At 66.1% G+C, this 26387-nt stretch carries 23 protein-coding genes; 18 read left to right on the top strand and 5 right to left on the bottom strand.

Annotation, left to right across the window (positions count from 1 at the left end; all coding sequences use genetic code 11):
- The first annotated feature begins 17 nt into the window (after positions 1-17).
- The 8 genes from CH291_RS24440 to ligA all read left to right on the top strand — a co-directional run bounded on the left by CH291_RS24440 (position 18) and on the right by ligA (position 8920).
- Positions 18-836 (top strand): GNAT family N-acetyltransferase, encoded by an 819-nt coding sequence (locus CH291_RS24440; RefSeq protein ID WP_068045781.1) that lies wholly within the window; start codon positions 18-20, stop codon positions 834-836.
- Complete coding sequence (locus tag CH291_RS24435; RefSeq protein WP_068045780.1) at positions 833-1723, top strand: lysophospholipid acyltransferase family protein; 891 nt, start codon at positions 833-835, stop codon at positions 1721-1723. The genes CH291_RS24440 and CH291_RS24435 overlap by 4 nt, the downstream gene beginning before the upstream one ends.
- Positions 1724-1805: 82 nt before the next feature.
- Positions 1806-3044: a cysteine desulfurase family protein gene (locus tag CH291_RS24430; RefSeq protein ID WP_068045777.1), complete on the top strand. Its 1239-nt coding sequence runs from the start codon at positions 1806-1808 to the stop codon at positions 3042-3044.
- The gene (gene mnmA, locus CH291_RS24425; protein ID WP_068045774.1) at positions 3044-4132 is read left to right on the top strand and encodes a tRNA 2-thiouridine(34) synthase MnmA; all 1089 of its coding nucleotides are present in this window, start codon (positions 3044-3046) and stop codon (positions 4130-4132) included. Before CH291_RS24430 ends, mnmA begins: the two co-directional genes overlap by 1 nt.
- The gene (locus tag CH291_RS24420) at positions 4129-5148 is read left to right on the top strand and encodes a methionine synthase (RefSeq protein ID WP_094642262.1); all 1020 of its coding nucleotides are present in this window, start codon (positions 4129-4131) and stop codon (positions 5146-5148) included. The genes mnmA and CH291_RS24420 overlap by 4 nt, the downstream gene beginning before the upstream one ends.
- A gap of 131 nt (positions 5149-5279) precedes the next feature.
- Positions 5280-6467: a GGDEF domain-containing protein gene (locus tag CH291_RS24415; RefSeq protein WP_082898580.1), complete on the top strand. Its 1188-nt coding sequence runs from the start codon at positions 5280-5282 to the stop codon at positions 6465-6467.
- A 64-nt stretch (positions 6468-6531) separates the two neighbouring features.
- Entirely contained in the window at positions 6532-6714 is a 183-nt protein-coding gene (locus CH291_RS24410) for a hypothetical protein (protein WP_068045768.1), read from the top strand.
- A gap of 157 nt (positions 6715-6871) precedes the next feature.
- Positions 6872-8920 (top strand): NAD-dependent DNA ligase LigA, encoded by a 2049-nt coding sequence (ligA, locus tag CH291_RS24405; protein ID WP_094642450.1) that lies wholly within the window; start codon positions 6872-6874, stop codon positions 8918-8920.
- A gap of 31 nt (positions 8921-8951) precedes the next feature.
- Here ligA and CH291_RS24400 read toward each other — a convergent pair whose 3' ends face one another.
- Entirely contained in the window at positions 8952-9602 is a 651-nt protein-coding gene (locus CH291_RS24400) for an amino acid-binding protein (protein ID WP_068045765.1), read from the bottom strand.
- Positions 9603-9909: 307 nt separating this feature from the next.
- On the opposite strand from CH291_RS24400, the gene gatC reads away from it, so the two are divergent.
- From gatC to CH291_RS24380, 4 genes are all read left to right on the top strand, one after another.
- Positions 9910-10209, top strand: a complete 300-nt coding sequence (gatC, locus tag CH291_RS24395; RefSeq protein WP_068045762.1) for an Asp-tRNA(Asn)/Glu-tRNA(Gln) amidotransferase subunit GatC — start codon at positions 9910-9912, stop codon at positions 10207-10209.
- Positions 10206-11678 (top strand): Asp-tRNA(Asn)/Glu-tRNA(Gln) amidotransferase subunit GatA, encoded by a 1473-nt coding sequence (gene gatA, locus CH291_RS24390; RefSeq protein WP_094642261.1) that lies wholly within the window; start codon positions 10206-10208, stop codon positions 11676-11678. The genes gatC and gatA overlap by 4 nt, the downstream gene beginning before the upstream one ends.
- Before the next feature lie 6 nt (positions 11679-11684).
- On the top strand, positions 11685-12764 hold the full coding sequence (locus CH291_RS24385) for an alpha/beta hydrolase (RefSeq protein ID WP_256980963.1): 1080 nt from the start codon (positions 11685-11687) through the stop codon (positions 12762-12764).
- A 127-nt stretch (positions 12765-12891) separates the two neighbouring features.
- Entirely contained in the window at positions 12892-13923 is a 1032-nt protein-coding gene (locus tag CH291_RS24380) for an ATP-dependent 6-phosphofructokinase (protein ID WP_094642260.1), read from the top strand.
- A gap of 23 nt (positions 13924-13946) precedes the next feature.
- Here the strand turns inward: CH291_RS24380 and CH291_RS24375 are convergent, their stop codons facing one another.
- The gene (locus CH291_RS24375; protein ID WP_256980975.1) at positions 13947-14411 is read right to left on the bottom strand and encodes an acyl-CoA thioesterase; all 465 of its coding nucleotides are present in this window, start codon (positions 14409-14411) and stop codon (positions 13947-13949) included.
- Between the two features lie 94 nt (positions 14412-14505).
- On the opposite strand from CH291_RS24375, the gene gatB reads away from it, so the two are divergent.
- The gene (gene gatB / locus CH291_RS24370; RefSeq protein WP_094671441.1) at positions 14506-16017 is read left to right on the top strand and encodes an Asp-tRNA(Asn)/Glu-tRNA(Gln) amidotransferase subunit GatB; all 1512 of its coding nucleotides are present in this window, start codon (positions 14506-14508) and stop codon (positions 16015-16017) included.
- A gap of 61 nt (positions 16018-16078) precedes the next feature.
- Here gatB and CH291_RS24365 read toward each other — a convergent pair whose 3' ends face one another.
- Positions 16079-17227, bottom strand: coding sequence for a PQQ-dependent sugar dehydrogenase (locus tag CH291_RS24365; protein WP_094688817.1), 1149 nt, complete (start codon positions 17225-17227; stop codon positions 16079-16081).
- A gap of 93 nt (positions 17228-17320) precedes the next feature.
- On the opposite strand from CH291_RS24365, the gene CH291_RS24360 reads away from it, so the two are divergent.
- Positions 17321-18295, top strand: coding sequence for a DoxX family protein (locus CH291_RS24360; RefSeq protein WP_094688816.1), 975 nt, complete (start codon positions 17321-17323; stop codon positions 18293-18295).
- 75 nt (positions 18296-18370) lie between these two features.
- On the opposite strand, the gene ilvD is transcribed toward CH291_RS24360, so the two are convergent.
- Positions 18371-20212, bottom strand: a complete 1842-nt coding sequence (gene ilvD, locus CH291_RS24355) for a dihydroxy-acid dehydratase (RefSeq protein ID WP_094688815.1) — start codon at positions 20210-20212, stop codon at positions 18371-18373.
- A 60-nt stretch (positions 20213-20272) separates the two neighbouring features.
- A complete protein-coding gene (locus CH291_RS24350; RefSeq protein WP_179276649.1) occupies positions 20273-20815 on the bottom strand; it encodes a PH domain-containing protein in 543 nt (180 codons plus the stop codon).
- Between the two features lie 257 nt (positions 20816-21072).
- On the opposite strand from CH291_RS24350, the gene CH291_RS24345 reads away from it, so the two are divergent.
- The 4 genes from CH291_RS24345 (at position 21073) to serA (ending at position 26371) form a co-directional block, all read left to right on the top strand.
- Complete coding sequence (locus tag CH291_RS24345) at positions 21073-23028, top strand: acetolactate synthase large subunit (protein ID WP_094688814.1); 1956 nt, start codon at positions 21073-21075, stop codon at positions 23026-23028.
- On the top strand, positions 23025-23528 hold the full coding sequence (ilvN, locus tag CH291_RS24340; protein ID WP_032397758.1) for an acetolactate synthase small subunit: 504 nt from the start codon (positions 23025-23027) through the stop codon (positions 23526-23528). Before CH291_RS24345 ends, ilvN begins: the two co-directional genes overlap by 4 nt.
- Before the next feature lie 60 nt (positions 23529-23588).
- On the top strand, positions 23589-24590 hold the full coding sequence (gene ilvC / locus CH291_RS24335; protein ID WP_170944858.1) for a ketol-acid reductoisomerase: 1002 nt from the start codon (positions 23589-23591) through the stop codon (positions 24588-24590).
- A 185-nt stretch (positions 24591-24775) separates the two neighbouring features.
- A complete protein-coding gene (gene serA / locus CH291_RS24330) occupies positions 24776-26371 on the top strand; it encodes a phosphoglycerate dehydrogenase (protein WP_094642254.1) in 1596 nt (531 codons plus the stop codon).
- The last annotated feature ends 16 nt before the right edge of the window (positions 26372-26387 follow it).

Genomic DNA, 26387 nt, shown 5'->3' with positions numbered 1-26387 from the left:
CTCGTTAGACACACCTCATGACCACTTCCGTCATGAGCTCGACTGCATCGATCGTCCCGGCCACCGACCGTTATTCGCTGGTGTTGTCCACCGACCCGGAGCACCGACTCGCCGCGCAGCGTCTGCGCTACGAGGTGTTCGCTTCCGAGCCGGGGTTTTCCATTCCCACCGACACCGACGGCCTCGACGCCGATCGGTTCGACGAATTCTGTGATCACCTGCTCGTTCGTGACCAGTGGACCGACACGTTCGTCGGCTGCTACCGCATGTTGCCTCCGCAGGCCGCCGTGTCCGCCGGCGGGTACTACACGGCAACCGAATTCGATATCTCCGCGCTCGATCCAGTCGGCATGAACATCGTCGAAATGGGAAGGGCTGCAGTTCATCCCGATCACCGGTCCGGGTCCGTGCTCGGGCTGATGTGGGCCGGAATCCTGCACTACCTCGATGTGACGGGATACGAGTGGGTCATGGGGTGCGTGTCGGTGCCCATGCAGTCGGCACCAGGGGATCCGATCGGGGCCAACGTTCGCGGTGTTCGAGACCGCCTGTTGGACAGGCACGCCACGCCGCCCGACCGTCGGGTCCGGCCGTACGCTCCGGTCGTCGTCGACGGGGTGGATCTGATCGACATCGAACCCGCGAAGCGAACGTCGATGCCGCCGTTGATGAACGGCTACCTCCGGCTCGGTGCCTCCATCTGCGGTGAGCCGGCTCATGATCCGGAATTCGGTGTCGCCGATTTCGTCGCATTGCTCGGGCTGCACGAGGCCAACACTCGCTATCTCGACCGGTTGCGTTCGGCAGCAACGACGTTCGAGTCGGGTGTCCGGTGACACGACCGATCGTGCACGCGTGGATGCCGTCGTCGCCGTGCAGTGACGGCTGTCTGCCGAAGAACCCACCGACGGTGGGACGAATCGTCCTCGCGCTCCGAATCGCACTGGCGATGGTGGCCTTCGGGTTGCTGCCGGTGTTGGTCGTCCTCGGGGTTCCGTTCCCGCGGGTTCGCCGCTCGCTGACGCGGATCGGTGCTCGCACTCTGCTGTTCGCCATCGGGATCGATCTGACCGTGCTCGACGCTCGCTCCGACCGCGAACGCTCCCGCACCGCCGCAGGTGCACTGCACGTCGCCGGTCACATCTCCTGGACCGACGTCGTCGTGCTCACCGCGGTACAGCCGTCGACCTTCGTGGCGCGTGCCGACCTGATCGACTGGCCGCTGCTCGGTCGCCTGGCGCGGGCCATGAAGGTACTTCCGATCGATCGAGCTCGACTCCATCAGCTTCCCGGCGTCGTCGATCAGGTTGCCGATCGTGTCCGCGCAGGCGGGTCGGTCGTCGTCTTCCCCGAGGCCACCACCTGGTGTGGTCGTGCATACGGCTCGCTACGGCCGGCGCTGCTGCAGGCCGCGATCGATTCGGAGACCTGGGTGCAACCGATTCGGCTGCGCTACGTCGACCGGACCGGCGAGCAGACCACCGCCACCTGCTTCGTGGGAGAGGAAACGATCGGTGCCTCCATCGGCCGGATCTTCCGACTGCGAGGACTGCGCGCCGAGGTGGAGTTCACGGCCCCGGAGGCACCCGGCGGCGATCGACGCGACCTCGCCCGGCGGTGCGAGGTGGCGATTCGCCGGGACGACGTCTACGACCCCGCTGTGCACGAGGTCGTGGCCGAGGCCGAACGCAGCCCGGTGCCGCCGAAGGTCGCGGCGGCCTGACCGAGCATCGATCACCGTGACCGCGGACCCACCTCGCGCAGGTAGGTCCGCGGTCACGGCAGCGGGTATCGTCTAGCCTGTTATGCCTTCTGTGCGCAGTACGACTGCTCCCGTCCCGCCGCGGCCACCGGTGTACCTCGATCACGCAGCGACGACCCCGATGCTGCCGAGTGCGATCGAGGCGATGACATCTGTGTTCGCCACGGTGGGCAACGCGTCCTCGCTGCACACCTCCGGTCGTTCCGCTCGGCGTCGAGTGGAGGAATCCCGCGAGTCGATCGCTGCGGATCTGGGCGCGCGCCCGTCCGAGGTGATCTTCACCTCCGGCGGTACCGAGAGTGACAACCTCGCCGTCAAGGGCATCTTCGCTGCGCGTCGAGACTCCGATGCGGCGCTGACCAGGATCATCGCCAGCTCGGTTGAACATCACGCGGTACTCGACGCAGTGGAGTGGCTCGTCGCACACGACGGTGCGAGTGTCACGTGGCTCCCGGTCGACGCCGAGGGGCGGGTCACCCCGGATGCCCTGCGCGCCGAGCTGGCCCTGCATGCCGACGAGACCGCGTTGGTGACGATCATGTGGGCCAACAACGAAATCGGCACCGTCATGCCGATCGCCGAGCTCGCAGCCGTGGCCGCCGAATACGGGGTTCCGATGCACAGCGATGCGGTCCAGGCCGTGCCGCATCTGCCCGTCGGGTTCTCCGAGAGCGGCCTGTCCGCCCTCAGCATCGCCGCGCACAAGTTCGGCGGACCCCAGGGCGTCGGAGCGTTGTTGCTCGGCCGCCAGGTCCCGTGTGTTCCGCTCTTCCACGGCGGGGGGCACGAGCGAGACGTTCGATCGGGCACTCCGGACACTGCAGGCGTCGTCGCGATGGCGGCTGCGCTGCGTTCTACCGTCGAGGACTCCGCGCGGCACCGAGCAGAACTCGGAGCACTACGAGATCGGTTGATCGCCGGAATCCGAGACGCCGTTCCCGACGCGATCCTCAACGGTCCGGAAGGCGACGACCGGCTGGCCGGGAACGTGCATTTCACCTTTCCCGGGTGCGAGGGTGATTCGCTGTTGATGTTGCTCGACGCGGCAGGCATAGAATGCTCGACGGGCTCGGCGTGCACCGCAGGCGTCGCCAGTGCCAGCCATGTACTGATTGCGCTCGGGTGCGATCCGGCCGTCGCCCGTGGATCACTGCGGTTCTCGCTGGGAGCCGGCTCGTCCGAATCGGACGTCACCACTGTGCTTGCGGTTCTGCCGCAGGTCGTCGAACGTGCTCGCGCCGCTGGAATGGCCGGCGTCGGAGCTCGAGGAGGAAATCGCTGATGCGTGTTCTGGCTGCTATGAGCGGGGGAGTCGACTCGGCCGTGGCCGCGGCCCGTGCCGTGGACGAGGGCCACGACGTCGTCGGCGTGCACCTGGCTCTGTCGACCGCTCCGGGAGCTCTGCGCACCGGTTCGCGTGGTTGCTGTTCCAAGGAAGACGCGGGTGACGCTCGTCGCGCTGCCGACGTACTCGGAATCCCCTTCTACGTATGGGATTTCGCCGATCGCTTCAAAGAGGACGTCATCGACGATTTCGTCGCGTCCTACGCCGCGGGCGAGACCCCGAATCCGTGCCTGCGCTGCAACGAGAAGATCAAGTTCTCCGCTCTGGCGGACCGCGCTCTCGCGCTGGGCTTCGACGCCGTGGCGACCGGGCACTACGCGCAACTGCACGACGGCGTCTTGCGACGTGCCGTGGACGCGGACAAGGACCAGTCGTACGTATTGGCGGTACTGAACCAGGCACAGCTCTCGCGTGCGATGTTCCCCATCGGCGACACCCCGAAGTCCGAGATTCGCGAGGAAGCTGCCGAGCGAGGGTTGGCCGTTGCCGACAAGCCCGACAGTCACGACATCTGCTTCATCCCCTCGGGCGACACTCGCGCATTCCTGGGCGCGCGCATCGGCGTGCGCCCGGGCAAGGTCGTCGACTCCGAGACCGGAGCCGAACTGGCCGATCACGAGGGCGTGCACGGCTTCACCATCGGGCAACGCAAGGGTCTCGGTGTGGAAGGACCGGCCGCCGACGGCCGTCCCCGCTACGTGACGTCGATCGAACCCGACAGTGGCACGGTCATGGTCGGCTCCGCGCAGAAGCTCGACGTCTGGGCGATCAGCGGTGACCGCGCGGTGTGGACCGAAGGTACCGCCCCGACCGGCCCCATCGAGTGCGTCGTCCAGGTTCGCGCGCACGGTGGACTGACCGAGGCCGTCGCCGAGGCAGCGGGCGACGGCATGGAGATCCAACTGCGGTCTCCACTGACCGGTGTGGCCAAGGGGCAGGCAGCGGTGCTGTACCGCAAAGACATTCACGGAGACATCGTCATCGGCAGCTCGACCATCTCGGGCACTCGATCCGAGCGCGAGTGACCCCGAGCGTTTTCGCGGGGCTCGCGACCGGTATCGGTTCGTGGCCGGGCACCGACATCCGTGAGGCCGCGGCGGTCGTCGTAGGGGAGTTCACCGAGCTTCCACACATCGTCGAACTTCCGGCCCGCGGTCTGGGCGCGGACATGATCGGGCGCACCGGAGCCATCATGGTCGACGTCGAACTCGACGTACGCACCTCCGGCTATCGCGTCGTGCCACGTCCGATGCTCGCCGGCCGTCGGGCGACCGATTTCCTGGCCGAGGACCTCGATGTGCTCGAGGAACTGTGGGAGGTCTCGGGGCTTCGCGGTAGTGGCCGCACCATCAAGGTCCAGGCCGCCGGTCCGTTCACGATGGCAGCGCAGGTCGAACTTCGGCACGGGCATCGGGCCCTGACCGATCGCGGGGCGCTGCGGCACTTCGCCGAATCTCTCGGCGAAGGGCTGCGTCTGCACTGTGCGGAGTTGACGCGTCGGCTGGGGGTCGAGGTCGTCGTTCAGCTCGACGAACCCAGTCTCGCAGCCGTTCTGGCCGGCAGCCTGACGGGGATCACCGGGCTCGATTCGGTGCGCGCAGTCCCGGAACCGGACGTTCTCGACCTGCTGGATTCACTGATCGAGACGATAGACCTTCCCGTTGCGGTGCATTGCTGCGACGGCGACGTTCCCTTCGATCTTCTTCGCCGCTCGCGTGCCGTTGCGGTTTCCGTCGACGCGACTGCGCTGCGCCGCAGCGACTTCGACGGAGTCGGCGAGCTGCTGCAATCCGGCAAGACACTGATGCTCGGGTTGATTCCGTCCGAAGCCCCCGCGCGGCCACCCCAGTGGCGCGAACTGGCCGAGCCCGGTGTCACATTGATCGACCGACTCGGTTTCGACAGGTCGGTTCTCGCCTCCCGGATTTCTGTGACGCCTGTATGTGGATTGGCGGGCAGCACACCGGAGTGGGCCCGTCGCGCAACAGGACTCGCCCACGACGTGGCCGCCGCGTTCGGAGATTCACCCGATTCGTTGTGAGATCACACAGCCGGACGGAGTGAAACACCGCGGACTCCGGAGGATCGAGCCCACTACAATTAGTACGTCGAACAGGTGTGACACTATTCACATGGCCGTTGGGGGTCTGTTGAATACGTGGGAGTTCGGAAATGGCATCAGGTGGTCGCGACTTCGACGAGGTTGCCTCCCTCCGGCGTTCCGGCAGGCACCGCCGAGGTCTCCTGGCGAAACTGGCCGCGGCCACCTCCGACTGGTACGGGGCTCCGCACGATTTCGAGTGGATCCTCAATCACAGATCGACCCGTCCGCTGACCGGGATCATTCGTGCCGTGTTCGGCACCGCCACGATGATGTACGCCGTCACGTCGATCCTGATGCTGTTCAGCGATCTCGGTCCTCAGGGCAGTGTGGCCATCGGCTGGGTTCTCTTCGTTCTCGTCACCCAGGTGTTCGTCGCCGCACGGTGCGTGTTCGGGCCGATCCCCGGGAAGAAGTTCTTCGTCGCGTTTCTGGCCTTCGGGGACATTCTCACGACATCGGTGTTGATTCTGTACGCACCTGTCGCTTCCCTGATCGGAACGGTGTTGTTCGCCGTCACGGGGGCGTTCTGCACCTACTTCCTCAGTCCGCGGCTGCTGGTGGCGCACCTGGTATGGACCGCCACGTTCATCATCGGGTTCGGTGTCCGCGTGTTCCTGGCAGTGATGAACGGCGAGGTCGGATACATCGACGGGCCTTCGGTGGCGACGGCCACCGTGGTTCTCCTTCTCGCCACCGTCGGTGTGCCGGTGTTCGCTCAGGTGGCGTGGACGACGCTGTCCAACGACGCCAAGCGATCGGTTCTCGATCCTCTGACCGGGGTGTACAACCGGCGCGGCATCGACAGCGAATTGCTGGACCTGTGGCATCAGGCCAGCAAGCGGGGCATGTCCATGGCATTCCTGGTTGTCGACATCGACAAGTTCAAGTCCGTCAACGACCGATTCGGGCACAGCCGCGGCGACGAAGTGATCGTGCGCGTCGCCGATCGGCTGCGCCGCTTGGTCCGGCATCAGGGCGGAGTGCTCGCCCGAACCGGTGGCGAGGAGTTCCTCGTCGCCATGGTCGGTGATGCGCGGGGGATGGTCGATCTCGGCTTCGACGCGGTTCGGATGCTCTGCGACCACCGCGACGACATCCCCGTCACCGTCAGCGTGGGAATGGCGTTGTTGCGCGAGGATTCGGCTCTGTGGGACGTGGGGAAGTCCGTGGTCGGCAGAGCAGCCCGTACGGCGGACGCGGCGATGTACCGGTCCAAGCAGTCCGGAGGAAACAGCTTGGTCATCGACGAGATCTGAGCCATAGCACCACGTCGCTCGATGCGCCGGTGTGCCTGGGTGGGACCTCTGCGATGATCGTGCGATGTATCGGCTATCGGATGCTCAGCGACGTGGACTGCCTGCCGGAGTGCTGTTGTCGGTGATGGCCTCCGTGCTCGGCGGAATCTACGCCGACTCCTTCGTGACCGGATTCGCCTTGACCGCCGGTGTCTGCGCGGTGGCGATCATCGCCGCGACGCTGTTGCTGGGTCTGCTGGGGCGGTAGTCGCTGCGCTGCAGCCCGTGCTTCTCTGTCGGTGGGTTCGGATAATCTTCGACACGTGCCAGAAGCGACCGAACCGCCCGCAGGAAACGACGAGACCGCAGGGACCGTCGGTGTCGAACTCGATGCCGCGTCGTCGGCGGATCGTGAGCGATGGCAGATGCTGGCCGAGGAAGTACGCGGTCATCAGTTTCGCTACTACGTGCGCGACGCCCCGATCGTGTCCGACGGCGAGTTCGACGCGTTGCTGCGTGAGCTGAACGAGCTGGAAGAAGCACACCCGGATCTGCGCACCGCGGATTCACCGACGCAACTCGTCGGGGGAGGCTTCGCAACGGAATTCACCGCCGTGGACCATCTCGAACGAATGTTGAGCTTGGACAACGTGTTCGATCACGACGAGTTGCGTGCCTGGGCCAAAAGAGTCGAGACCGAGGCAGGGCCTGATCTGGAGTACCTGTGCGAGGTCAAGATCGACGGCGTCGCCCTGAATCTGGTGTACGAGAACGGGACGCTAGTGCGCGGTGCCACCCGAGGTGACGGGCGGACCGGTGAGGACGTGACGCTCAACGCACGCACGATCGACGACATCCCGGACACTCTGACGGGTAGCGAGCAGTACCCCGTGCCGGAGTTGTTGGAAGTGCGCGGCGAGGTCTTCTTCCGGCTCGAGGATTTCCAGGCGCTCAACGCCTCGCTCGTGGCAGAGGGCAAGCCCCCGTTCGCGAATCCACGAAACTCGGCGGCGGGGTCGCTGCGACAGAAGAATCCGGCGGTCACCTCCAAGCGACGTCTGGGAATGATCTGCCACGGCTTCGGTCGCATGGTGGGTTTCACCCCGGAGTCGCAGTGGCACGCCTACGAGGCGCTTCGCTCCTGGGGGCTGCCCATTTCCACCCACACGACCCGCGTGCAGGGCGTCGACGCAGTCGTCGAGAAGGTCGTCTACTGGGACCAGCACCGTCACGACGTCGAACACGAGATCGATGGCCTGGTCGTCAAGATCGACGACATGTCGCTGCATCGTCGACTGGGGACGACGTCTCGCGCGCCGCGGTGGGCCATCGCGTACAAGTACCCACCGGAGGAAGTCACCACGACGCTGCTCGACATCCGCGTCAGCGTGGGCCGGACGGGCAGAGTGACGCCGTTCGCGTACATGACGCCGGTGCTCGTGGCCGGGTCGACAGTGTCGCTGGCGACGCTGCACAACGGTTCGGAGGTCAAGCGCAAGGGCGTTCTGATCGGTGACACCGTGACCATTCGCAAAGCGGGAGAGGTCATTCCGGAGGTTCTCGGCCCGGTCGTCGACGCCAGGACCGGTGACGAGACCGAGTTCGTCATGCCCACCGAGTGCCCGGAGTGCTCGACGCCACTGGCACCGGCCAAGGAGGGTGACGCCGACCTGCGGTGCCCCAACTCGCAGTTCTGCCCGGCGCAGCGTCGCGAGCGAGTGTTCTTCGTCGCCGAGCGGCAGCGATTCGACATCGAGGGCCTCGGGTACGAGGCCGCATCCGACCTGTTGGCCACCGGGGCCATCGAGGACGAGGGCGATCTGTTCTCGCTCACCGAGGACGACTTGATGAAGACGGCGATCTTTCGCACCAAATCCGGGTCGTTGTCCGCCACCGGTCGAAAGTTGCTCGACAACCTGGCCACCGCACGGAATCAGCCGCTGTGGCGGGTGCTGGTCAGTCTGTCCATTCGGCACGTGGGGCCGTCGGCAGCCAGGGCACTGGCAGGGGAGTTCGGCAGCCTCGAGCGGATACGGGCGGCGTCGGTCGAGGAACTCTCGGCGGTCGACGGGGTGGGCGGCACCATTGCGGCCGCAGTCTCCGAGTGGTTCGAGGTCGACTGGCACCGCGCCATCGTCGACAAGTGGCAGGCAGCAGGCGTGCGGATGGAAGACGAGCGCGATGCGTCGATCGAGCGGAACCTGGAGGGGCTCTCGATCGTGGTCACCGGGTCGCTGACGTCCTACTCGCGTGACGAGGCCAAGGAAGCGATTCTGTTGCGAGGTGGCAAGGCTGCAGGTTCGGTGTCCAAGAAGACGGCGTTCGTGGTCGTCGGCGAGGCTCCGGGGTCCAAGCACGACAAGGCAATCGAGCTCGGCGTGCCGGTACTCGACGAAGCGGGTTTCACCCTGCTGTTGACCGAGGGACCCGAGGCCGTGGCTCCGACCGAAGCAGAACCCGGATCGGCGGACTGACCGAGCCCGGACGCGTCAGTGCCTCGGTGCGTCAGTTCAGTACCGTCGCGACGATGCCGGCGAGATAGCCGAGGCGGGCGACCTCCGAGGGCCTGAACTCCGGGCCGCCCGGCCTGCCCAGCATCAGCACGGTGCCGGTGGTACCGAGGGGAGCAGCGGCGATCTTGGTGTCCATGTCGCGCCATACCTGGGGCACCCACTCGGCGTCGGAGTCCAGAGCAGCGGGGGCGTTCAGCGGAAACCACGGTAGCTCGGCGGCGTGAGTCTCGGGAGCACCGGAGCTGCCCACCAGCCGGAACGGGCCGTGCGCGTTGGTGGCAACGACGGTGCTCCACCCCACTCGAAGGACACGGGGCGCTCCGTCGACGAGCACCTGCAGTCGATCGTCGGACGCCGCGGCGACCCGATCGATCAGTTCCAGTTCGCGATGCGTGTCGAGGACGCCGGTGTACGGGCGGATGGAATCGACCCGGACATCGGTGAGGTTCTCGGCAGCAGTGATCAGCGTGTCCGGAAGCGAACCCGGAGCAACGTCGACCACCAGATCGTCGACCGCATAACCGTCGCCGCGTTCGATGACGTCGAGGGAGAGGATGTCCGCCCCGACCGACCCGAGCGCGACGGCCAACGATCCGAGGCTGCCCGGACGATCCGGCAGTTGGACGCGGAGCAGGTAGGACATGTCACGCTCCCTTTCGACTTCTGGCGTACTGCGGCCACCCCAGCGTCAGCGGTCGTTGCTGGCTGGCAGAAGGGAACACTGTGCACCCCGGCGCGAGCAATCCTTGCATCTTCGACCTGTCCGGTACGTCGCGCAACGCGGGCCGTGACAATTCCGACACTCGACGCAAGCCACGAGGCGTGAGTGAAGCCTGCGTAATGCTGCGCACTAGGCTGGACCGCGTTCGCGAACCCGTGAGGTTCGCTCTGCACGAATACGGGGCCGCTTCTGCGGGCTCCGCTCCTCACGTCTGAAAGGGGTCTACGCGGTGCCAGACATCTCCCGCGACGAGGTCGCTCACCTCGCCCGGCTGTCGCGCTTGGCTCTCAGCGACGCCGAACTCGACGAGTTCGCCGGCCAGTTGGATTCGATTCTTCATCACGTCAAGGCAGTGGCGGAGGTGGCGACGGACGACGTTCCGCCGACGGCCAACCCCAGTGACATCGTGAACGTGACGCGTCCCGACGTGATCGTTCCCGGCCTGACGCCGGAGCAATCGCTGTCCGGTGCACCGAACGCCGAGGAGGGCCGTTTCGCGGTGCCGCAGATTCTGGGAGAGAGCGAATGACCGACCTGACGAAGCTCGACGCGTCCGAGCTCGCGACCCGCATCCACGCGCGTGAGATCAGCGCCGTCGAGGTGACCCGGGCGCATCTCGACCGGATCTCCGAGGTCGATGGTGACCTGCACGCATTTCTGCACGTCGCGGGGTCCGAGGCACTCGCAGCAGCGACCGACGTCGATGCGGGATTGTCGGCGGGAGACGCACCTGCCTCGGCTCTGGCCGGCGTGCCGCTTGCTCTCAAGGACGTGTTCACCACGACCGACATGCCGACGACGGCCGGATCGAAGATTCTCGACGGGTGGATGTCGCCCTACGACGCAACGCTGACCACGAAGCTGCGGGCCGCGGGCATTCCGGTGCTGGGCAAGACCAACATGGACGAGTTCGCGATGGGCTCGTCCACCGAGAACTCGGCGTACGGTCCGACGAAGAACCCCTGGGACACCACTCGCATCCCCGGCGGCTCCGGCGGCGGCAGTGCTGCGGCGCTCGCGTCGTACCAGGCCCCGCTGGCCATCGGCACCGACACCGGCGGATCGATCCGTCAGCCGGCGGCTCTGACCGGCACCGTGGGAACCAAGCCGACCTACGGCAGCGTCTCGCGCTACGGACTGATCGCCTGTGCCTCGTCACTCGATCAGGGCGGCCCGTGCGGTCGGACCGTGCTCGACACCGCGTTGCTGCACGAGGTCATCGCCGGATACGACGCGCGGGACTCCACATCGGTCGACACGGCTGTTCGACCGGTCGTCGCAGCGGCACGAGAGGGTGCTCGTGGTGACCTGACGGGCGTGCGCGTCGGTGTGGTGAAGGAATTGCACTCGGACAAGTACCAGCCCGGTGTGATCTCGTCGTTCGATGCTGCGGTCGCCGCACTCACCGAACTCGGTGCCGAGGTGGTCGAGGTGTCGTGCCCCAACTTCGTGCATGCACTGGCCGCTTATTACCTGATCCTTCCGTCGGAGGTGTCGTCCAACCTGGCTCGGTTCGACGGCATGCGGTACGGATTGCGTGCGGGGGACGACGGCAAGCACAGCGCCGAGCAGGTCATGGCCACCACGCGCGCGCAGGGGTTCGGGCCGGAAGTCAAGCGTCGCATCATGATCGGGACGTACGCCCTCTCCGCGGGATATTACGACGCCTACTACGGCTCTGCTCTGAAGGTGCGCACGCTCATCGCACGTGACTTCGATGCCGCATACGAGAAGGTCGACGTGCTGGTGTCGCCGACGACCCCGACGACGGCATTTCCGTTGGGGGACAAGGTCGGCGACCCGATGGCGATGTATCTCAACGACCTCTGCACGCTGCCGACCAACCTTGCCGGTCACTGCGCGATGTCGGTTCCGTCGGGTCTTGCCACCGAGGACGGACTACCCGTGGGTCTGCAGATCATGGCTCCGGCGTTCGCGGACGAGCGGCTCTACCGCGTCGGTGCCGCATACGAGGCCGCTCGCGGCGATCTGAGGTAGTTCGAGGTGCTGCATCGGTGGGCTGCCGATCTGGCTCATCTGCCCTTGCTTTCCGGTGCAGTGCCCGTGCTCGCGTCGACGGCGGCCGTTGTCGTGACGTCGGTCCTCGCCGTCGCTGTCGTGCTGCGGGTCCGGCGAGGCCGAGCACTGGGAGCGGTGTTCGGTCCGCTGAGCGCTTTCGGGCTCGTGGCGTCGCTTCTGTTGGCGGCGACGGTGCTCACCAATCTGACCGTCACTCGATACCCGACGGTGGCCGTGGCGCTGGGCCACCGTCCGGCCGTGACCGAGGGCACCGGCAGGTTGGTCGATGTGGACGTGCCCGGCACTGTGTCGCAGTTCGCCGCGCGGCCCGCCACCGTCTACGTTCCGGCGTCGTACGACGCCGGAGCGAGCGATCTGCCGGTGCTGGTGCTGCTCACCGGCCAACCCGGCCACGTCGTCGACTGGATCGAGGGTGGTCGTCTGGCCCAGACGATGGACGCCTTCGCGGCGCGGCACGGCGGTGCGGCTCCGATCGTCGTGGTGGCCGACGGTCTGGGTGACACCGAGGCGAATCCGATGTGCATGGATTCGAATCTCGGAAATGCCGCGACGTACTTGTCGGTCGATGTGCCGCGCTGGATTCGGTCGAATTTTCGGGTGTCCTCGGATGCGAGGGCCTGGGCGGTCGGCGGCTATTCCTACGGGGGAACGTGCGCGCTGCAGCTGGCGGTGACGGCACCGTCGGTGTACCCCACCTTTCTCGACATCTCCGGTGAGGACGAGCAACGTCGGGGCACGAGAAGCGAATCCGTTGCAGCGGCATACGGCACGGACACTCCGGCGAACGAGGCGCGTTTCGAGCGCACGACGCCGCTGAACATACTCTCGCGCACCAGCTTTCCCGATTCGGCCGGTGCCTTCGTCGTGGGAGCCGACGACGAAGAGTTCCGGCCGCAGACCGAGCGAACATACAGGGCCGCAGAGTCCGCGGGTCTCGACGTGCACTACAGCGAGCTGCCCGGCGGGCACTCGATGCAGGTCTGGGCCCCGGCGCTGGAACAGGAGATGGACTGGCTCGGCGAGCGTGTGGGTCTGCTCGACTGACGCACGGCCTCGCCTCGACGAAGTGAGCACCGAACGGTACCGACGCGCGCAGCATCCCACGCCCGATTAGGCTGACGTCCGTCACCGGGTCCGCTTCACGGACCTGCGAGCAGAGAGGCGAAAATCGATGCGCATCGGAGTTCTGACCGGAGGCGGCGATTGCCCAGGGCTCAATGCGGTGATCCGCGCAGTCGTACGCACCGCGGACGCCCGGTACGGCTCCACCGTCGTCGGTTTCCAGGACGGATGGCGAGGTCTTCTCGAAGACCGTCGAGTGCAACTGCGTAACGACGACCGCAACGACCGGTTGCTCACCAAGGGTGGCACGATGCTCGGCACCGCCCGCACCAATCCGGATGTGTTGCGCGCCGGACTCGATCGGGTCAAGCAGACTCTCGAGGACAACGGCATCGACGTGTTGATCCCGATCGGCGGCGAAGGAACCCTCACCGCTGCCGCGTGGTTGTCGGAAGAGGGTGTGCCGGTGGTCGGCGTGCCCAAGACGATCGACAACGACATCGATTGCACCGACGTCACATTCGGCTTCGACACGGCGCTGACCATCGCCACCGATGCGATCGACCGACTGCACAGCACCGCAGAATCCCATCAGCGCGTGATGCTCGTCGAGGTGATGGGTCGGCACGCGGGGTGGATCGCTCTGCACGCCGGCCTGGCGTCCGGTTCGCACATGACGCTCATTCCCGAGCAGCCGTTCGATGTCGAAGAGGTGTGCACGTTGGTGCGCAAGCGTTTTCAGCGCGGAGACTCGCACTTCATCTGTGTCGTCGCCGAGGGGGCCAAGCCGATCGAGGGCTCGATGCAGCTTCTCGACGGCGGAATCGACGAGTTCGGCCACGTTCGATTCACCGGAGTTGCCCACCAGCTCGGCGTCGAGATCGAGCGCCGTATCAACAAGGAAGTACGCACCACGGTGCTGGGCCATGTCCAGCGCGGTGGAACGCCGACGCCGTACGACCGTGTTCTCGCAACACGATTCGGCGTCAACGCGACCGATGCGGCGCATTCGGGAGACTTCGGCAAGATGGTCTCGTTGCGCGGCACCGAGATCGGCCTGGTGTCTCTGGCCGAGGCCACCAAGCAACTCAAGCGGGTACCGCAGACCCGATACGACGACGCCGCCGCGTTCTTCGGCTGAATTCGGTGTGGCGTCGTGAGCCGTCAGATGCGACCGGAGGCCTGCTGGATTTCGGCTTCGCGTTCCTCGGTCTCGCGGCGTAGTTCGCGCCGTCGCCGCGCTGCCTCGAAGCGCTGAGCACCGACCTCGGTGGTCGGCGTCAACTGGGGCAGTGTCTTCGGCTTGCCGTCGTCGCCGATCGCGACCATGGTGAAGTAGCAGCTGTTGGTGTGGCGCAATTCACCGCGCTGAATGTTCTCGGTTTCCACGCGGATACCGACCTCCATGGAGGTGCGGCCGGTGTAGTTGACCGACGCAGAGAACGTGACCAGTTCTCCGACGTGGACGGGTTCGCGAAACACGACGCGATCGACCGACAGAGTCACGACATAGGCCCCCGCGTAGCGGCTGGCGCAGGCGTACGCCACCTGGTCCAGGAACTTGAGAATCGTGCCGCCGTGGACGTTGCCCGAGAAGTTGGCCATGTCGGGTGTCATCAGCACGGTCATGGACAGTGTCTGCTTCTCTGGGGGAGTCACCCGTGCACGGTAACGAGTGCACGTGGTTACTCGCGCGTCGTGTGCAATGCATAAACTACTGACCATGACTGCTGCAACCGTCGATCTGATCGATTACGACGATGTGCTCGCCAAGTTCGACCCCGTGTTGGGCATGGAGGTCCACGTGGAGTTGGGCACGGCGACCAAGATGTTCTGCGGCTGCCCCACCGAATTCGGTGCCGAGCCGAACACTCAGGTGTGCCCGGTGTGCCTGAGCCTTCCCGGCGCGCTTCCGGTGGTGAACTCGGCTGCGGTGGAGTCGGCGATTCGGATCGGGCTGGCGCTCAACTGCTCGATCACCCCGTGGGGACGGTTCGCTCGAAAGAACTACTTCTACCCGGATCAGCCGAAGAACTATCAGATCTCGCAGTACGACGAGCCCATCGCAACCGAGGGCTACCTCGATGTGTTGCTCGACGACGGCAGTACGTTTCGAGTCGAGATCGAGCGCGCGCACATGGAGGAGGACACCGGTAAGTCGACGCACGTGGGCGGTGCGACCGGCCGTATCGAGGGGGCGTCGCATTCGCTGCTCGATTACAACCGTGCCGGGGTTCCGTTGGTGGAGATCGTGACCAAGACCATCACCGGAACCGGTGCCCGTGCGCCCGAGGTCGCCCGGGCGTACGTCACCGCGCTGCGTGACCTGTTGAAGTCGCTGAACGTGTCCGATGTGCGGATGGATCAGGGCTCGTTGCGCTGCGATGCCAACGTGTCTCTGATGGAGAAGACGGCAACCGAATTCGGCACGCGCACCGAGACGAAGAACGTCAACTCGCTCAAGAGCGTCGAGGTTGCCGTTCGGTACGAGATGCGGCGTCAGGCAGCGGTTCTCGAATCGGGCGGAGAGGTGACGCAGGAGACTCGGCACTTCCAGGAGTCGGACGGCACCACCACCGCCGGTCGCAAGAAGGAGACCGCCGAGGACTACCGCTACTTCCCCGAGCCCGATCTTGCGCCCGTCGCTCCCGACGCGGCGTGGATCGAGGAGCTTCGGACGACGTTGCCCGAGCTGCCGTGGTTGCGCCGCGGTCGGATTCAGAAGGAGTGGGGTGTCTCCGACGAGGAGATGCGCGATCTGGTGAATTCCGGTGCGCTCGAGCTGGTCGCGGCGACGGTCGAGGCGGGTGCGTCGGCGCAGGCGGCGCGGTCGTGGTGGGTGTCGTACCTGGCGCAGCAGGCCAACATCGCCGGAGTCGAACTGACCGATCTGTCCATCTCCCCGGCTCAGGTCGCCGAGGTGGCGGCGTTGGTCGCAGACGGAAAGCTCAACAACAACGGTGCCCGTCAGGTCGTGGACGGGGTGCTGGCGGGCGAGGGTGAGCCTGCAGAGGTCATGGCTGCGCGCAATCTCGTACTGGAGAAGGACGACACCAAGTTGCAGGCCGCCGTGGACGAGGCGCTCGCAGCGAATCCCGGTGTGGTGGAGAAGATCCGCAGCGGCAAGGTTCAGGCCGCCGGGGCCATCGTCGGTGCGGTGATGAAGGCGACACGCGGCCAAGCCGATGCCGCTCGCGTCAAGGAACTCGTACTGGAGGCCTGCGGCCAGCCCTGATCACGACGGAGAACGACCGAGGCCGAGCGCAATCGAGCGCTCGGCCTCGGTCGTTTCTCGTTCAGTCGAAGCCGCCTCCGCCGCCGCCGGGGAACGGCACTTTGACGACGCGGTCGTCGGTGGGTCCGGGCTCCGCACCGTTCTTGTTGACGGTGCCCACCAGAATCTGTCCATCGGCCGAGCTCGTCGCGCCGTTCAACTGGCCGTACTCGTTCTGGATCAGCAGTGTCGGTTCGGCCGAGACAGCTCCGGTGTTCGCGTCCGTGGTCAGTGCTGCAACAGCTTTGGCCGTTGTGAGTGCAACCGCCACGCCACCTTCTCCCGCTGCGCATCCGGCAACACCCGGACGGTCCGGCCACGTCCAGACAGGGTTGAACACTGCGCCCAGTGAGTCGATGCGCTGCAGGCGATCCTCGAGCGCGGTGCGGTCGGTGACGTAGATGTTTCCGGTGCCGTCGGTGCAGACGTCGCCCGCCGTACCGATACCGCTGAGCGCGATCTGCGGTCGCGGCGGGTTCGTTGTCGGCGACAGTGAGGTCACCCGTAACAACTTGCCGGACAATGAGTTCGGGCTGGCCGCCGCACCCGGATCGCCGTTGTCGCCGGTGAGGACGAGCAGTTCGTTCGGCGTGTAGAAGTCGATCGCCCCGCGATTGCCCGTCGCGCCGCGGGGGATACCGGTCAGGATGTCCTTGGGTACATCGCCCTGAGCCAGGCGGACCACCCTGGTGTCCGCGGATGTGGTGATGAGGGCGTAGAGCAACCCGTCCTCGATGTACGTCGGAGACAACGCGATGTCGAGAAGGCCGCCGTCGCCGGTGCCGTCGACATCGATTCGCGCCACCTCGACCGGCGTCCGGCCGGCGGTGACCTCCATGATGCGACCGGTGCGACGCTCGGCAACCAGCGCCGACTGTCCGTCGGGGAGCGCTACCAGCCCGCCCGTGGTGTCCAGGCACGTCGCGATGACCGCCGGATCGGGGTCGACACACGGACCGGACGGCGGTGGCGGTGCATCGGGATCGGACGGCGGCGTCGTCTCGCTGGGGGTCGTCGGCTCCAGTTCGGCCGCGCCCACCTCCGGCGCAGGAGTGAACGGCGACGCATTCGAGTCGTCGAATCGGGCGCACCCGGCGAGCAGGGCAGCGGTCATCGACAGGGCGACGACGGCAGCGGTTGCAGTTCGTGGCGACGCTCCGACCGGCTTCATACCTCGAACGGTACGGAACGCCGGGGAAGACTCGCCACGCGGCCGTGAGCGTCAACGTCGGTGAGGAGCACTCATCGGCTCTAGTGTGGAGAGGTGACCGATACACCGCGCGACCCCAACCGGCCGGATACGCCGTACGAACCGGCCGAGAGCCCGTACGACAACCCCACCGAGAAGATTCCACCCTCGCGCTCCACCTCCGAGACGCCTGCGTCCGACCGCACCGACACCTCGGGTGCGCCGACCACGGCGTTCGGCGCTCAGCGTTCGGACCGACTGCCGCGTACCGACGACGAACTCGACTTTCCGCACTCGTCCTCGTCCGGTGCACGCTCGGCCGATGCACAGCCGACGGAGAAGATGCAGGCATATCGCCCGTCCGCCTTCGCCGATTCGTCGACCGACCGTCCGTCGGCCTCCGACAACACGTCGTCGAGCGCCTATTCCGATCGCTCCACCGAGTATCTGGGCACCACCGCTGCCGCGGCTCCGGCAGCAGCAGTCGCGTCCGAGCCGGAGATTCGTACGGAGACCGTCGAGGTTCCCGCGCGCCGCGGCAGCACCGACCTGGGCCTGTTCATCCTTCGCGTCACCATCGGCGCGGTGTTTCTCGGTCACGGACTGCAGAAGCTCGTGGGACTGTGGAACGGCCCCGGCCTCGACGGATTTCAGAACCTGCTGGAGACTTCCGGATTCCGCTACTCGGAGATCCTCGCGATCGCGGCCGCGGCAGGCGAAACCCTCGGCGGCGCGCTGCTGATCCTGGGTCTGGCAACACCACTGGCAGGTGCCGCTGTGCTCGCCACGATCATCAACGCCTGGTGCTTCAAGCAAGCCGTCGAGCCCGGACTGCAGTTCTCGGGCACCGGCGGCGTGGAGTACGAGACGGTTCTCGGCTTCGCCGCTGCCGCGATCATCCTCACGGGCCCGGGCAAGATCGCATTCGACGGCCGACGCGGATGGGCCACCCGGCCGCGGATCGGTTCGTTCCTCGCACTCGTCGTCGGTATCGCCGCGGGCGTGTGCATCTGGATCTTCCTCAACGGGGCCAACCCCGTCGTCCGCTGACTCCGGATACCCTCCAGACCACGTGAGCGGAACCTCGTAGCCTGCTACGACGTTCTGCTCACGTGCGTTTCACCCTCAGGGGACGTAGCGAACTGCACCCTTGTCCGCCGATGTCGCCAACGCCGCGTAGGCGCGCAGAGCGGTGGTGACCGTGCGCTGACGGTCGACCGGCTGCCACGGTCGTTCGGACGCGTTCATCTTCGCTCGCCGCGTCTCGAGGGTCTCCTCGTCGACGAGGATCTCGAGGGTGCGAGTCGCGACGTCGATCCGGACCTGGTCGCCGTTCTCCACGAGTCCGATCACACCGCCGGCAGCGGCCTCGGGGGAAATGTGTCCGATGGACAGTCCCGACGTTCCGCCGGAGAAGCGGCCATCGGTGATCAGTGCACAGACCTTGCCCAGACCGGCACCCTTGAGGAAAGCCGTCGGGTGCAGCATCTCCTGCATGCCCGGACCGCCCTTGGGGCCCTCGTAGCGAACGACCAGCACGTCACCGGGCTGAATCTTCTTTTGCAGGATGGCCGAGACGGCTTCTTCCTGCGACTCGACGACCAGTGCCGGACCCTGGAAGGAGAACAGGTCCTCGTCGATGCCTGCGGTCTTGAGGATTGCACCGTCGACGGCGATGTTGCCGCGCAGTACCACCAGGCCACCCTCGACCGTGTAGGCATGTTCGAGATCGCGGATGCAGCCGCCTGCGGCGTCGGTGTCGAGCGAGGACCAGCGGTTTCCCGTGGAGAACGGTTCGACGGTGCGGACTCCGCCCGGGGCGGCGTGGAACAACTCGACGGCCTCGGCGGACGCCTTCCCGGATCGGATGTCCCAGGTGTCGAGCCACTCGTCGAAGCTCTTCGTGTGCACGGTCGAGACGTCGGTTTCGAGCAGGTTCGCGCGCCGCAGTTCGCCGAGGAGAGCCGGGATTCCGCCTGCGCGGTGCACGTCTTCCATGTGGTAATCGGAATTGGGGGAGACCTTCGACAGGCACGGGACCTTACGGCTGATGGCATCGATGGTGTCGAGGTCGAAGTCGACCTCGCCCTCCTGTGCGGCGGCGAGGGTGTGCAGCACCGTGTTGGTCGACCCTCCCATCGCCACGTCGAGAGCCATCGCGTTGCGGAACGCGGCCGGAGTGGCGATGTTGCGGGGGAGTACGGATTCGTCCTCGTCGCGGTAGTACTTCAGAGCGGCCTCGACGATGGTGGTGCCGGCACGCGTGAACAGTGCTCGACGGGCCTGATGAGTTGCCAGGGTGGAGCCGTTGCCGGGCAGTGCCAGGCCGAGCGCCTCGGTGAGGCAGTTCATCGAGTTCGCCGTGAACATGCCCGAGCACGAACCGCACGTGGGGCACGCGCTGCGCTCGACCTCGTCGAGGCCTGCCTCGGACACGGCGTCGTTGGCGCTGGCGGAGATCGCGGTGATCAGGTCGGTCGGTGCCTGCGCGACGCCGTCGACGATCACGGCCTTGCCCGCCTCCATCGGTCCACCGGAGACGAACACGGCGGGGATGTTCAGGCGCATTGCCGCATTGAGCATGCCGGGAGTGATCTTGTCGCAGTTGGATATGCAGACGAGCGCGTCGGCGGTGTGCGCATTGGCCATGTACTCGACGGAGTCGGCGATGATCTCGCGGCTGGGCAGCGAGTACAGCATTCCGCCGTGGCCCATGGCGATCCCGTCGTCGACGGCGATGGTGTGGAACTCCCGGGGAACTCCGCCTGCCGCCCGGACGGCGTCGGCGACGATCTCGCCGACGTTCTTCAGGTGCACGTGGCCGGGGACGAACTGGGTGTACGAGTTCGCGATGGCGACGATGGGCTTTCCGAAATCCGAATCGGTCATTCCGGTGGCGCGCCACAGCGAGCGTGCGCCCGCGGCATTGCGTCCGACAGTGGTGACCCGTGAGCGTAGCGGCGGCATAGTGCGTAGTCCTCGTTCGTTGCAGCGGTTTCTCGCATCGACGAGATTACTCGCCGCCCGCTACTGCTCCTTCGGTGCCTGCTCGCCGTCTTCCTCGGCGTTCTCGGCCTCCGCACGGTCTCGATCCTCGGCAGCGGCCGCGGCCGCTGCGTAGGGATCGGTGATGCGGCCCCCGCTGGCCGCAGCGAGTTGGGGGAGTAGATCGAAACGCACGAGCGGCAACGACTTCTCGCTCTTGTCGGTCAGGACCACCCGCGCCCAGCGGCGATCCGGGAAGTGCAGACCCGCCACCGATTCCCACGCGATCACATCCGAACCCACGAACCGTCGAGCCGTGATCGCCTCGGGAGAGATGACCGTGCGCACTCGAAACACCCAGATGCCCGCGACGATCGGCAGGATCAGCAGCCATCCCATGGCCGCGGGCCAGCTGGCGGCAGTCAGTCCGGTGCCGAACAGCAGCAGGCCGACGCCGAGGAGCGCGAGGCGCGGGACTCGGATGACCTGGGTTCTCGATGGTTGCGCTCCCTCGGCACCGTTCGGTGACTCGGGTGCGGTGTGGGATGATGGCCGAGGTGGTTCGGACTGCTGCGAAGACGACACCCATTCATCTTCGCATTGCATCTACGCGATCTCACATAATGGGATTGCGTCGTGACGAGTTTGACTCTTCCCTGTGCGCGCGCCTACCGTCGAGCGCGTGAAGCGGAATTGGATACTCGTAATCGGCCGGCGCGTCAACGCCTGAGCCGGTTGTTCAAACTCGCATCGACGCGCCACCCTCGTACAGCTCACGCTGACGGGGGTTTTTTCTTGCCCAGAGATCGCCCAGCAATTTCACATTCCTGAGGAAGCAATCAGTGAGCGCACCAACCGCACGCCCAGGGCCCACGACCCGTAAGTCGGGGACAGCCTCCAGCCCGTCGACCAGCCCGTCCGCAGAAACGGCGACCAACGGTTCGCGACGCCACGTCGCACCGGAGAAGGTCACCGGCGCACAGTCGGTCGTTCGGGCCCTCGAAGAACTCGACGTCGACACCGTATTCGGCATTCCCGGTGGCGCGGTTCTCCCGGTCTACGACCCGCTCTTCGACTCGGTGAAGGTGCGCCACATTCTGGTGCGCCACGAGCAGGGTGCCGGTCACGCCGCGACGGGCTACGCCCAGGCGACCGGCAAGGTCGGCGTCTGCATGGCGACGTCCGGTCCCGGCGCGACCAACCTCGTGACCCCACTCGCCGACGCTCAGATGGATTCGGTTCCGGTCGTCGCGATCACCGGTCAGGTCGCCCGCAGTCTGATCGGGACGGACGGCTTCCAGGAAGCCGACATCTCGGGTATCACGATGCCGGTCACCAAGCACAACTTCCTCATCACCGACGGTGCCGACATCCCGCGCATCATGGCCGAGGCCTTCTACATCGCCTCCTCCGGCCGTCCCGGTGCCGTGCTCGTCGACATCCCCAAGGACGTGCTGCAGGCACAGACCACGTTCTCGTGGCCGCCGGAGATGCGTCTGCCCGGATACCGTCCGGTCACCAAGCCGCACGGCAAGCAGGTCCGCGAAGCAGCCCGCTACATCGCCGACGCCAAGCAGCCGGTGCTGTACGTGGGCGGCGGCGTCATCAAGGCCGACGCCTCGGCGGAACTGCTCGAGCTCGCCGAACTGACCGGAATTCCGGTCGTGACCACTCTGATGGCTCGCGGCGCGTTCCCCGACTCGCACAATCAGAACCTGGGAATGCCGGGTATGCACGGGACCGTCGCCGCGGTGGCCGCGTTGCAGCGGAGCGATCTGCTGATCACGCTCGGTGCCCGGTTCGACGACCGCGTCACCGGTCAGCTCTCGTCCTTCGCCCCCGATGCCAAGGTCATCCACGCCGACATCGACCCTGCCGAGATCGGCAAGAACCGCTACGCGGACGTGCCGATCGTCGGCGACTGCCGTGAGGTCATCACCGAGCTCATCGAGGCGCTGCGGGCGGACCGCGCGACCGGAACCACGCTCGACCTCGAGCAGTGGTGGGTCTACCTGAACGGCATCCGCAAGACCTACCCGCTGAGCTACGACCGCCCGGCCGACGGATCGATGTCCCCGGAGTTCGTCATCAGCTCGGTCGGCAAGTTCGCCGGACCCGACGCGATCTACTGCGCCGGCGTCGGTCAGCACCAGATGTGGGCCGCGCAGTTCATCAACTACGAGAAGCCGCGCACGTGGCTCAACTCGGGTGGCCTCGGCACGATGGGGTACGCGGTCCCGGCCGCAATGGGTGCCAAGAGGGGCCTCCCCGACGCCGAGGTGTGGGCCATCGACGGTGACGGTTGTTTCCAGATGACCAACCAGGAACTCGCGACCTGTGCGGTCGAGGGCATCCCGATCAAGGTCGCGCTCATCAACAACGGCAACCTCGGCATGGTCCGTCAGTGGCAGACCCTGTTCTACGAGGAGCGCTACTCCAACACCAACCTCGGTACCCACGGTGCCGTCCGCATTCCCGATTTCGTGAAGCTCGCCGAGGCGCTCGGTTGCGTCGGGCTGCGGTGCGAGCGGGAAGAGGACGTCGATGCGGTGATCGCGCAGGCGCGAGCGATCAACGATCGTCCGGTCGTCATCGACTTCATCGTCGGAGCCGACGCGCAGGTGTGGCCGATGGTCGCTGCCGGAACGGGCAACGACGAGATCATGGCCGCCCGCGGAATCCGTCCGCTGTTCGACGAGGACGAGACCGTGGGCAGCGAGCCCGGCCTCGACGAGGCCATGGAGCGCGAGCAGGCCCCGCACCCGCAGATCGACGACGTGAAAGGCACCGACAAGTGAGCACGAGCCATACCCTCAGCGTCCTCGTCGAGGACAAGCCAGGTGTGCTGGCCCGCGTCGCCGCGCTGTTCTCGCGCCGTGGATTCAACATCTCCTCGCTTGCCGTCGGCGGCACCGAGATTCCCGAGATCTCGCGGATGACGATCGTGGTGACCGTCGACGAATTCCCGCTCGAACAGGTGACCAAGCAGCTCAACAAGCTCATCAACGTCATCAAGATCGTCGAGCAGGACGACGACTCCTCGGTGGCTCGCGAGTTGGTGCTGATCAAGGTCCGCGCCGACGCCAGTGTGCGCAGTGAGGTCATCGAAACGGTGAACCTGTTCCGCGCCAAGGTGATCGACGTGTCTCCCGAGGCCGTGACGGTCGAGGCGACGGGCACCCGCTCGAAGCTCGATGCGTTGTTGAAGATGTTGGACCCCTATGGAATTCGAGAAATAGTTCAGTCGGGAGTCGTTGCCGTCGGACGTGGACCGAAATCGATCACAGCGTCGCGCTGAGCGACGGACGTGATTTTCAGCGAAATCGAAGAGGAAAGGTTACAAACAGTGGCAGTCGAGATGTTCTACGACGACGATGCTGATCTGTCGATCATTCAGGGCCGCAAGGTCGCTGTGATCGGTTACGGAAGCCAGGGCCACGCGCACTCGCTGAGCCTGCGCGACTCCGGTGTCGATGTGCGCATCGGCCTGGCAGCGGGCTCGAAGTCCCGCGCCAAGGCGGAGGAGCAGGGCCTGAAGGTCGGCACTCCCGCCGAGGTGTCCGAATGGGCCGACGTGATCATGGTGCTCGCACCCGATACCGCGCAGGCCAAGATCTTCTCCGAGGAGATCGAGCCCAACCTGAAGGACGGCGACGCGCTGTTCTTCGGCCACGGTCTCAACATCCACTTCGACCTGATCAAGGCTCCGGAGTTCGTCACCGTCGGCATGGTCGCACCCAAGGGCCCCGGCCACCTCGTGCGTCGCCAGTTCGTCGACGGCAAGGGTGTTCCCGCGCTCATCGCCATCGACCAGGACCCCAAGGGCGAAGGTCAGGCACTGGCCCTGTCCTGGGCCAAGGGCATCGGTGGAACGCGCGCAGGCGTCATCAAGACCACGTTCAAGGAAGAGACCGAGACCGACCTCTTCGGCGAGCAGGCCGTGCTGTGCGGTGGCACCGAGGAGCTCGTCAAGACGGGCTTCGAGGTCATGGTCGAGGCCGGCTACGCGCCCGAGATGGCGTACTTCGAGGTGCTGCACGAGCTCAAGCTCATCGTCGACCTCATGTACGAGGGCGGCATCGCTCGGATGAACTACTCGGTGTCCGACACCGCGGAGTTCGGTGGCTACCTCTCGGGCCCGCGCGTGATCGACGCAGGCACCAAGGAGCGAATGAAGGCCATCCTGGCCGACATCCAGTCGGGTGAGTTCACCCGTCGCCTGGTCGCCAACGTCGAGAACGGCAACACCGAGCTCGAAGGCCTGCGCAAGGCCAACGCCGAGCACCCCATCGAGGTCACCGGCAAGAAGCTGCGCGACCTGATGAGCTGGGTCGATCGCCCGATCACCGAAACGGCTTGATTCTCATCGAATCACGTTCGCACGCATGCTGATCGAAGGGCACCCCTGCATCGGTAGGGGTGCCCTTCGGTGCGTGCACCAGGTGGCGTCGCAGCTCGACGTCTCCGGCCTCTAAACTGTTTCTGCTGCACCAGCTCCGAATTTTCATCGACAACAGTCTCGAACCGACATAGGGAGTTTTTCACGTGAGCCAGCCAGGCCGTCCTGTCGTTCTGATCGCCGACAAACTTGCGCCGTCCACCGTCGAGGCATTGGGCGACGGCGTCGAGGTCCGTTGGGTCGACGGCCCGGATCGCCCCGCGCTGCTCGCCGCGGTTCCCGAGGCCGACGCGATCCTGGTGCGTTCCGCGACCACGGTCGACGCAGAGGTTCTGGCCGCCGGAACCAAACTCAAGATCGTCGCCCGCGCCGGTGTCGGCCTGGACAACGTCGACGTACCTGCAGCCACCGAGCGCGGTGTCCTCGTCGTCAACGCCCCGACCTCCAACATCCACACCGCTGCCGAGCATGCGGTGACGCTGTTGCTGTCGGCCGCGCGCCAGATTCCCGCCGCCGACGCCACCCTGCGTCAGCACGAGTGGAAGCGCAGCAAGTTCAACGGTGTCGAGATCTTCGGCAAGACCGTCGGCGTCGTCGGACTCGGCCGCATCGGTCAGCTGTTCGCGCAGCGCCTGGCCGCATTCGAGACCCACATCATCGCCTACGACCCCTACGTCTCGGCCGCCCGCGCCGCCCAGCTCGGCATCGAACTGGTGAGCCTGGACGAGCTGCTCGAGCGTGCCGACATGTTCTCGGTTCACCTGCCGAAGACCCCGGAGACCAAGGGAATCATCGGCAAGGAAGCCCTCGCCAAGACGAAGCCCGGTGTCATCGTCGTCAACGCCGCTCGCGGTGGACTGGTCGACGAGCAGGCCCTGGCCGACGCCATCACCTCCGGCCACGTCTTCGCCGCGGGAATCGACGTGTACGCCTCCGAGCCGTGCACCGACAGCCCGCTGTTCGAGCTGCCTCAGGTCGTCGTCACCCCGCACCTCGGCGCGTCGACCACCGAGGCCCAGGACCGCGCGGGCACCGATGTCGCCAAGTCCGTACTGCTCGCTCTCGCAGGCGAATTCGTGCCCGACGCCGTCAACGTCAAGGGTGGTGCCGTGGGCGAGGAGGTCTCCCCGTGGCTCGAGATCGTGCGCAAGCAGGGTGTGCTGCTCGGCGCTCTGTCCACCGAACTTCCCACCTCGCTGTCGGTCGACGTTCGCGGCGAACTCGCCACCGAGGACGTCGAGATCCTCAAGCTCTCGGCGCTGCGCGGACTCTTCTCCGCCGTCATCGAGGACGCGGTCACGTTCGTCAACGCCCCCTCGCTCGCCGAGGAGCGTGGCGTCACCGCCGAGGTCACCACAGCCTCCGAGAGCGAGAACCACCGCAGCGTCGTCGACATTCGCGCCGTCTACGGCGACGGTTCGGTGCTCAACGTCGCGGGCACGCTGACCGGCACCACGCAGGTCGAGAAGATCGTCAACATCAACGGTCGCAACTTCGACCTCCGTGCCGAGGGCAAGAACCTGATCGTCAACTACGCGGATCAGCCCGGCAGCCTCGGCCGGATCGGCACCCTGCTCGGCGATGCCGGCATCGACATCCAGGCCGCCGCCCTGAGCCAGGACTCCGAGGGCGACGGTGCAACGATTCTGCTGCGCGTCGACAAGGACGTTCCGGACGAGCTGAGCGCGAGCATCGCATCGGCGGTCGGCGCGTCCACCATCGAGCTGGTCGACCTGTCCTGAGCATCGCTCGCAGTCG

It is taken from the genome of Rhodococcus sp. 14-1411-2a (assembly GCF_002259485.1).
Taxonomy (GTDB): Bacteria; Actinomycetota; Actinomycetes; order Mycobacteriales; family Mycobacteriaceae; genus Rhodococcoides.
This window is presented reverse-complemented; position numbering and strand designations above follow the sequence as displayed.